General features: G+C 70.2%; 8 protein-coding genes (1 of these 8 cut by a window edge). 6 read left to right on the top strand and 2 right to left on the bottom strand.

Annotated elements, in window-relative coordinates; translation table 11 throughout:
* Positions 1-887, top strand: an 887-nt coding sequence (locus BGN97_RS15125; RefSeq protein WP_292703236.1) for an alpha/beta hydrolase, incomplete at its 5' end; no start/stop codon positions are given.
* On the opposite strand, the gene BGN97_RS15120 is transcribed toward BGN97_RS15125, so the two are convergent.
* Positions 859-1,332 carry an Lrp/AsnC family transcriptional regulator gene (locus tag BGN97_RS15120; RefSeq protein ID WP_285632329.1) on the bottom strand — a complete coding sequence of 158 codons (474 nt, stop codon included), beginning with the start codon at positions 1,330-1,332 and terminating at the stop codon, positions 859-861. The genes BGN97_RS15125 and BGN97_RS15120 overlap by 29 nt on opposite strands.
* 167 nt (positions 1,333-1,499) lie before the next feature.
* Here BGN97_RS15120 and pdhA point away from each other — a divergent pair, with 167 nt between their 5' ends.
* The 3 genes from pdhA to BGN97_RS15105 are packed head-to-tail and all read left to right on the top strand — an operon-like array spanning position 1,500 to position 5,003.
* Positions 1,500-2,612, top strand: coding sequence for a pyruvate dehydrogenase (acetyl-transferring) E1 component subunit alpha (gene pdhA / locus BGN97_RS15115; protein ID WP_292703233.1), 1,113 nt, complete (start codon positions 1,500-1,502; stop codon positions 2,610-2,612).
* Position 2,613: 1 nt separating this feature from the next.
* On the top strand, positions 2,614-3,627 hold the full coding sequence (locus tag BGN97_RS15110) for an alpha-ketoacid dehydrogenase subunit beta (protein WP_292703232.1): 1,014 nt from the start codon (positions 2,614-2,616) through the stop codon (positions 3,625-3,627).
* Complete coding sequence (locus BGN97_RS15105; protein WP_292703228.1) at positions 3,624-5,003, top strand: dihydrolipoamide acetyltransferase family protein; 1,380 nt, start codon at positions 3,624-3,626, stop codon at positions 5,001-5,003. Before BGN97_RS15110 ends, BGN97_RS15105 begins: the two co-directional genes overlap by 4 nt.
* Before the next feature lie 64 nt (positions 5,004-5,067).
* On the opposite strand, the gene BGN97_RS15100 is transcribed toward BGN97_RS15105, so the two are convergent.
* On the bottom strand, positions 5,068-5,661 hold the full coding sequence (locus BGN97_RS15100) for a TetR/AcrR family transcriptional regulator (protein WP_292703226.1): 594 nt from the start codon (positions 5,659-5,661) through the stop codon (positions 5,068-5,070).
* Between the two features lie 97 nt (positions 5,662-5,758).
* On the opposite strand from BGN97_RS15100, the gene BGN97_RS15095 reads away from it, so the two are divergent.
* Both BGN97_RS15095 and BGN97_RS15090 read left to right on the top strand, forming a co-directional pair.
* A complete protein-coding gene (locus BGN97_RS15095; protein WP_292703223.1) occupies positions 5,759-7,312 on the top strand; it encodes a carboxyl transferase domain-containing protein in 1,554 nt (517 codons plus the stop codon).
* A 5-nt stretch (positions 7,313-7,317) separates the two neighbouring features.
* Positions 7,318-7,635, top strand: partial view of a biotin carboxylase N-terminal domain-containing protein gene (locus tag BGN97_RS15090; protein WP_363331441.1) — the 5' portion only. The gene runs 1,557 nt beyond the window's last position; the window shows 318 of its 1,875 coding nt (coding positions 1-318); it begins with the start codon at positions 7,318-7,320; its stop codon lies off the right edge, out of view.

Here is a 7,635-nt window from a genome sequence, read left to right as displayed (position 1 = left end):
CGTACGCCGCCCGACTGGGGGAGATCCCCACTGAGCGACGCGAGGTCGAGGTGCTGGGATCCACCACCGCCTACTGGGTCTACGGTCCCGCAGGCGAGGAGGCCCCGACGGTCATCGCCGTGCACGGCTTCCGCGGCGAGCATCACGGCCTGGAGCCGGTGATCGCGTACCTTCCCGATGTGCGGGTGATCTCACCCGACCTGCCCGGCTTCGGCGAGACCGCGCCGATCCCCGGGCGCGAGCACGACCTGGCGCTGTACTCCGGCTGGCTGGCCGAGTTCGCTCGCGCAGTGGCTCCGGATGCCGTGATCCTCGGCCACTCCTTCGGGTCGATCGTCTCGTCAGCCGCGGTCGCGGGCGGGCTGAGGACTCCGCAGCTGATCCTGATCAATCCGATCGGCGCGCCCGCGCTGGAGGGCCCGAAGGGTGTCCTGACGCGACTCGCGGTCCTCTACTACTCGCTCGGTGCGCGACTCCCGGAGAGGATCGGCACCGCCCTGCTCCGCAACCCGCTGATCGTGCGCGTGATGAGCATCGCGATGGCCAAGACCAGGGACCCCGCGCTGCGGCGCTTCATCCACGACCAGCACGACACCTACTTCTCGCGCTTCTCGGACCGTGACGTGCTGCACGACGCCTTCGTCACGAGCGTCTCGCACGACGTGCGCGCGTTCGCCGGCGTGATCGACACGCCCACGCTCCTCGTCGCGGCGCAGCGTGACGACATCACGCCCATCGAGGCCGAACGTCGTCTGGCGCGGATGTTCCCCGACGCCGAGCTGGTGGAGATCGCCGAGGTCGGGCACCTGATCCACTACGAGACGCCCGCGGAGGCCGCGGGCGCCATCCGTCGCTTCCTCAGGCTTCCCGTCGCGCGAGGCCGATGAGCCCCGCCACCCGGAAGGGGATGACCTCGCCCATGGCGAGTGAGGTCTCGGTGCGCTCCACGCCGTCGATCGACAGGATGCGCGCGTCCGTGTCGAACAGATGGCGGGCGTCGCGGCAGGCAACACGGGCGAGCAGGTCGATCGATCCGCTCAGGCCGTGCGCCTGCACGACCTCGGGCACGCGCGCGAGTTCGGCGATGATCCGCGGCAGCTCGGTCTGCCGCACGCCGATGCTGATGAAGGCCTGCAGGGGGAAGCCCAGCACCTCGGTCGAGTAGGACCGCTCGTAGGACTCGAACACGCCCGTTTGCTCGAGCCGGGCCATCCGGGCCTGGATCGTGTTGCGGGAGAGGCGGAGCCGCTCGGCGAGGGCGACGACGGTGGTGCGCGGATCCTCCGCCAGTGCGGTGAGCAGTTCGAGATCGACGCGATCGAGGGCTGGCATAGTGCCACACGATATCAGGATCACGCGGGCACCTTCTGGGCAACATGCTCAACTGGCGCATACATGCTTGAGCGAGGTGTCAGGTGGACGTACCCTTCAGATAAGCCGACGGAGTCGTCGGATCAGCCGTGCACGCCCCACAAGGGCCCCACGTCAGGAGGACGCCGATGTCACCGCACATCTCACCGATCACCGACACGGAGAGCGATCTCGAGCTCACCGAGCGCATCATCGCTCCGGATGGGACGCGGGTGGCGAACCCGCAGCTCGACCGCTACATCCAGGACATCGACTTCGACGCCCTTCGCGATCTGCATCGCGACATGGTGGTGCTCCGCCGCATCGATGCCGAGGGTGTCGCGCTGCAGCGCCAGGGCCAGCTCGGCCTGTGGGCGCCGTGCAACGGCCAGGAGGCCGCGCAGATCGGCACCGGCCGCGCGCTCGAGGCCCGCGACTTCGTCTTCCCCAGCTACCGCGAGACCGGCGTGATGTACAGCCGCGGCGCGCAGCCCGGCGACTACGTGCGCATGTGGCGCGGTGAGGAGGGGGCTGCCTACGACCCGGCCGAGCTGCGCATCGCCCCGCTGCAGATCATCATCGGCGCGCAGACCCTGCACGCCGTGGGCTACGCCATGGGCATCCAGCACGACGGTGCCGACGAGGTCGCCGTGACTTACTTCGGCGACGGCGCCACGAGCCAGGGCGACGTGAACGAGGCGATGGTGTTCGCCTCGTCCTATCGCGCTCCCGTGGTGTTCGTCTGCCAGAACAACCACTGGGCGATCTCGGAGCCGGTCGGGCTGCAGTCGCAGTTCCCGCTCGCGGGTCGCGCCCCCGGATTCGGCATCCCGAGCCTCCGTGTGGACGGCAACGACGTGCTCGCGTGCATGGCTGCCATGCGCTGGGCCCTCGGCCACGCGCGCTCCGGCAGGGGCCCGGCCTACCTCGAGGCGGTCACGTACCGGATGGGCCCGCACACCACCGCCGACGACCCGAAGCGCTACCGCGACGAGGCCGAGCTCGAGCAGTGGCGGCGCCGCGATCCGATCGCGCGGCTGGAGGCGCACCTGCGCGCCGCAGGCGAGTTCCCGCAGGAGCACGTCGACGCCGTACAGGCGCAGGCCGATGAGATGGCGCGCGAGATGCGCGCTGCCTGCCTGGGCATGGTCACCCGCCCCGCACTCGCGGTCTTCGACCGCGTCTACGCGGAGCCGCACTCCGGCCTGGAGCGCGAGCGCGACGAGTACGCCGCGTATCTCGCCACCTTCGAGGAGGCGTGAGATGGTGCAGATGACCCTGGGCAAGGCCCTCAACGCCGGCCTCCGCCAGGCGATGCGCGACGACGACAAGGTCGTGCTGATGGGGGAGGACATCGGAACCCTCGGTGGCGTCTTCCGCATCACCGACGGACTCCAGGAGGAGTTCGGGGCCAAGCGCGTCATCGACACGCCGCTCGCTGAATCCGGCATCGTCGGCACCGCCGTGGGTCTGGCCTTCCGCGGCTACCGGCCTGTGATCGAGATCCAGTTCGACGGGTTCATCTACCCGGCGTTCGATCAGATCGTCTCGCAGGTCGCGAAGCTGCACTACCGCACGCAGGGCAGGATCAAGATGCCCATCACGATCCGTGTGCCGTGGGCCGGGGGCATCGGCGCGGCCGAGCATCACTCCGAGTCGCCCGAGGCGTACTTCGTGCACACAGCAGGGCTGCGCGTGATCGCGGTCTCCGACCCGCAGGACGCGTATCGCTGCCTGCAGCAGGCCATCGCGAGCGACGACCCCGTGCTGTTCTTCGAGCCGAAGCGGCTCTACCACCACAAGGGCGAGGTCGATCTGGAGGCGCCGCTGGCCGATGCACCGCCGATGGGGCTCGCCCGGGTGGTGCGACAGGGCACGGATGCCACGCTCATCGCCTACGGCGCGATGGTGAGCACGGCGCTCGACGCAGCCGCTGCGGCCGAGGACGAGGGGATCTCGCTCGAGGTCATCGACCTCCGGTCCCTTTCGCCGGTCGACTACGAGACCGTCACGGCGTCCGTGCGCCGCACCGGACGCGTGGTGGTCGCGCACGAGGCCTCCCGGGAGGCAGGCGTCGGAGCCGAGATCATCGCCAGCATCACGGAGTTCTGCTTCGAGTACCTCGAGTCCGCTCCGCTGCGCGTGACCGGGCACGACATCCCGTACCCGCCCGCGAAGATGGAGAAGTTCCACCTGCCCGACCTCGATCGCATCCTGGATGCCGTCGATCGGGTCATGGACCGGCCGAACAGCCTCACGAAGGGGGAGCAGCAGTGATCGCGGAGTTCCGTCTGCCCGACCTCGGCGAGGGGCTGACCGAGGCCGAGGTCGTCCAGTGGCTGGTCAAGCCCGGCGATCCGGTGACGCTGAACCAGACACTGGCGGAGGTGGAGACCGCCAAGGCCGTCGTCGAGCTGCCCTCGCCCTATGAGGGGACGGTGTCCACGCTGCACGCGGACGCGGGTGACACGGTCGCCGTCGGCGCGCCGCTGATCGCCTTCGATGTGGCCGGTGCCGAGCCGGAGGCTCCCGCGATCGCGGGCGACGAGAAGCGAGCGGATGCCGAGGAGAAGGCGCAGCCGAACCTGGTCGGGTACGGCGCCGCTCCGGCATCCGGTGCTCGTCCCGCCCGGCGCGCCCGCCGGGGAGCCGCATCCGTCGCTCACGAGGCTGATGCCGCGGTGATCGCCGCCGCACCGCATGACGCACTGCCCCCCGCGGTCGCGGAGCCGGTCGTCGGCGAGCGCCCGCGCTCCACTCCGCCGGTGCGCGCCTACGCGAAGCGTCGCGGCGTGGACCTCGTGCTGGTCGCCGCTGAGGTGGGGGATCGCGTGATCACCCGATCCGACGTCGACGCCTACGCGGACCGCGTCGGAGCCGCGACGGCGGAGCCGGCCGAGCACGAGGTCGCCGAGGCGGCCGCGCTGACCGTTCCGGCGGCGCCGGCGGGCGAGCGCTCACAGATCCGCATCCCCATCAAGGGCGTGCGCAAGGCGACCGCTCAGGCCATGGTTCGCAGTGCCTTCACCGCCCCGCACGTCACCTGCTTCCACACGGTGGACGTCACGGCGACGATGGAGTTGATCGAGCAGCTGCGCGCGGACCGGTCGCTGTCCGACCACCGCATCGGGCCGCTCGTGCTGATCGCGAAGGCCGTCTGCCTCGCCCTGGGACGCAATCCCTCGCTCAACGCGACCTGGGACGAGGAGGCGGGCGAGATCGTCCAGAACCACTTCGTGGATCTGGGTATCGCCGCAGCCACGGAGCGCGGCCTCATCGTCCCGATCATCCGCGACGCCGAGCGCCTGTCCCTGACCGGGATGGCGGATGCCCTGACCCAGCTCACGCAGACCGCGCGCTCCGGCAGGACGAGCCCGGCGGAGCTCGCCGGCGGGACGTTCTCGATCACGAACATCGGCGTCTTCGGAATCGATGCCGGCACGCCGATCCTGCCGCCCGGGCAGTCCGGCATCCTCGCCGTGGGTGCGGTCAGGCACCAGCCCTGGGAGTACAAGGGTGAGATCGCGTTGCGTCAGATGATGACGCTGAGCGTGTCGTTCGACCACCGCCTGGTGGACGGCGCCGAGGGATCGCGCTTCCTGAAGGACGTCGCCGACCTGCTGGAGCAGCCCGGTCGGGCGATGCTCTTCTGAGCGCCTGAGGGTGCGCGGCTGAGGGCGGGGCTCCCCGGAGTTCCGCCCTCAGCCGTGCGCGACGTCAGCTGCCGGCGAGGAGGGCTGAGAGCGCCATCGCCGTGAGCAGGCGCGCGGTGTCAACCCGGGCGCGCAGCGCCGTGCTGGTGGAGTGCGGCGTGGAGTTGAGCAGCCCGAAGCAGGCCTGGACCCGCAGTCGCAGCGCGTCACGGTCATCGGCGACCAGCGCGGCCAGCGAATCGATCCAGAGCTCGATGTAGGCGCGCTGCAGTCGTCGCACGTCAGCGCGGCTCTCGTCGGTGAGATAGACGAAGTCGCGATCCTGCACGCGGATGACGTCGGCATTGCCCAGTGCGAAGTCGACGTGGAAGACCACCAGCGCCCGCATCCGGTCCTGCTCCGAGGCGGCGCCGGAGGACACGTCCTGGCCGCCCGCCACCAGCCGTTCGCTGACGCCGATCAGAAGCGCGCCGAGCAGCGCCTGCTTGCCGGCGAAGTGGCGGTAGACCGCGGGTCCCGATACGCCGACCGCAGCGCCGATGTCCTCCAGGCTCACGCCGGTGTAACCGCGCGCGGCGAAGAGCTCCGCGGCCGCGGAGAGGATGGCGTCGGTGCGCGCGGCCTTCGCACGATCGCGGGCGGTCCCAGGCGTTGTCATTTCGGTTAATCCTCGCTAACCTGAATTATCTGGTTAATGCACACTAACCAACTCAGCGCGAAATATCAGCACTGACGTGCGTCGAGGAGGACCCACGATGGCTCTCACCCAGCAGGAACTGGCCGAGGAGCTGCGCGAGCGACTCGCCACGGCGGCTCTGGGAGGTCCGGAGCGCTCCCGGGAGCGGCATGTGGCCCGCGGCAAGATGCTCCCGCGCGACCGCGTCGCCCGGCTGCTGGACGAGGGGAGCCCCTTCATCGAGATCGCACCCCTCGCGGCGGACGGCCTCTACGGTGGCGAGGCACCCGGTGCGGGCGTGATCGCGGGGATCGGGCTGGTGCACGGCAGGCACGTGATGGTGGTCTGCAACGATCCCACGGTCAAGGGCGGCACGTACTTCCCGATGACTGTCAAGAAGCACCTGCGCGCGCAGGAGATCGCGCTGGAGAACCGCCTGCCCTGCCTGTATCTGGTCGACTCGGGCGGCGCCTTCCTGCCCAAGCAGGACGAGGTCTTCCCCGACCGCGACCACTTCGGCCGCATCTTCTTCAACCAGGCCCGCCTGTCCGCCGAGCGCATCCCGCAGCTCGCGGCCGTCCTGGGATCCTGCACGGCGGGCGGCGCATACGTCCCTGCGATGAGCGACGAGACCGTGATCGTGCGCAACCAGGGCACGATCTTCCTCGGCGGCCCGCCCCTGGTGAAGGCCGCGATCGGCGAGGTGGTGACCGCGGAGGAGCTCGGCGGGGGAGAGCTGCACGCCAGGCGATCGGGGGTGGTCGACCACCTGGCCGAGGACGACGAGCACGCCCTGGAGATCCTGCGCGACATCGTCGCGACGCTGCCGAAGCCCGCAGCGCCCGCCTGGGAGGTCGTCGCCTCGCGCCCCGCCGCGCAGACCGGCAGCCTGTACGACGTGGTGCCCGTCGACGTGAACGCCGCCTACGACGTGCACGAGGTCATCGACCGCCTGGTCGATGCCGACAGCTTCTCGGAGTTCAAGCCGGAGTACGGCACGACGCTCGTCACCGGGTTCGCCGTGCTGCACGGGCATCCGATCGGGATCGTCGCGAACAACGGGGTGCTGTTCAGCGAGTCCGCGCTCAAGGGCGCGCACTTCATCGAGCTGTGCGACCAGCGCGGCATCCCGCTGCTGTTCCTGCAGAACATCACCGGCTTCATGGTCGGCCGCGACGCGGAGGCCGGGGGCATCGCCAAGGACGGCGCGAAGATGGTCACCGCCGTCGCCACCACGCGCGTCCCCAAGCTGACGGTCATCATCGGCGGCTCCTTCGGGGCGGGCAACTACTCGATGTGCGGGCGGGCCTACTCGCCTCGGTTCCTGTGGAGCTGGCCGGCGAGCCGCATCTCGGTGATGGGCGGTCCGCAGGCTGCATCCGTGCTCGCCACGGTCAAGGAGGAGCAGCTCGAAGGACGCGGCGAGCCCTGGACGCCCGAGGAGCGTGCGGAGTTCGAGGCCCCGATCCGTCAGCAGTACGAGAGTCAGGGCGAGCCGTACTACGCCACCGCCCGACTATGGGACGACGGCATCGTCGACCCGGACCAGACCCGCGACCTACTGGGCCTCGCCCTGGACGTCGTCTCCCGCAGCCCCCTGCCCGAACCGCGCTTCGGCCTCTTCCGGATGTGATGCACATGAGCACCTTCGAATCCGTCCTCGTCGCCAACCGCGGCGAGATCGCCCGTCGCGTCATCCGCACCCTGCGCGACCTCGGCATCCGCAGCGTCGCCGTCTACAGCGATGCGGATGCCGAAGCACCGCACGTCCGCGAGGCGGATGAGGCCGTGTGGATCGGCGGGGCGGCCGCAGCCGACTCCTACCTGCGTGTGGATGCCATCATCGACGCCGCCCGGCGCACCGGGGCGCAGGCGATCCACCCCGGGTACGGCTTCCTGTCCGAGAGCGTCGCGCTCGCGCAGGCCTGCGACGACGCCGGCATCGTGTTCATCGGG

Origin of the sequence: Microbacterium sp. 69-10, assembly GCF_001897945.1 — a bacterium.
In the GTDB taxonomy this organism is placed as follows: Bacteria; Actinomycetota; Actinomycetes; order Actinomycetales; family Microbacteriaceae; genus Microbacterium.
Note: the sequence above shows the minus strand (reverse complement) of the source record. Positions and strands in the feature narration are given on the sequence as shown.

Bases quoted from the DNA above. Each gene is read 5' to 3' on its own strand.
- BGN97_RS15110 (WP_292703232.1), top strand. From the start codon at position 2,614: ATGGTGCAGATGACCCTGGGCAAGGCCCTCAACGCCGGCCTCCGCCAG.
- pdhA (WP_292703233.1), top strand. From the start codon at position 1,500: ATGTCACCGCACATCTCACCGATCACCGACACGGAGAGCGATCTCGAG.
- BGN97_RS15095 (WP_292703223.1), top strand. From the start codon at position 5,759: ATGGCTCTCACCCAGCAGGAACTGGCCGAGGAGCTGCGCGAGCGACTC.
- BGN97_RS15120 (WP_285632329.1), bottom strand. From the start codon at position 1,332: ATGCCAGCCCTCGATCGCGTCGATCTCGAACTGCTCACCGCACTGGCG.
- BGN97_RS15100 (WP_292703226.1), bottom strand. From the start codon at position 5,661: ATGACAACGCCTGGGACCGCCCGCGATCGTGCGAAGGCCGCGCGCACC.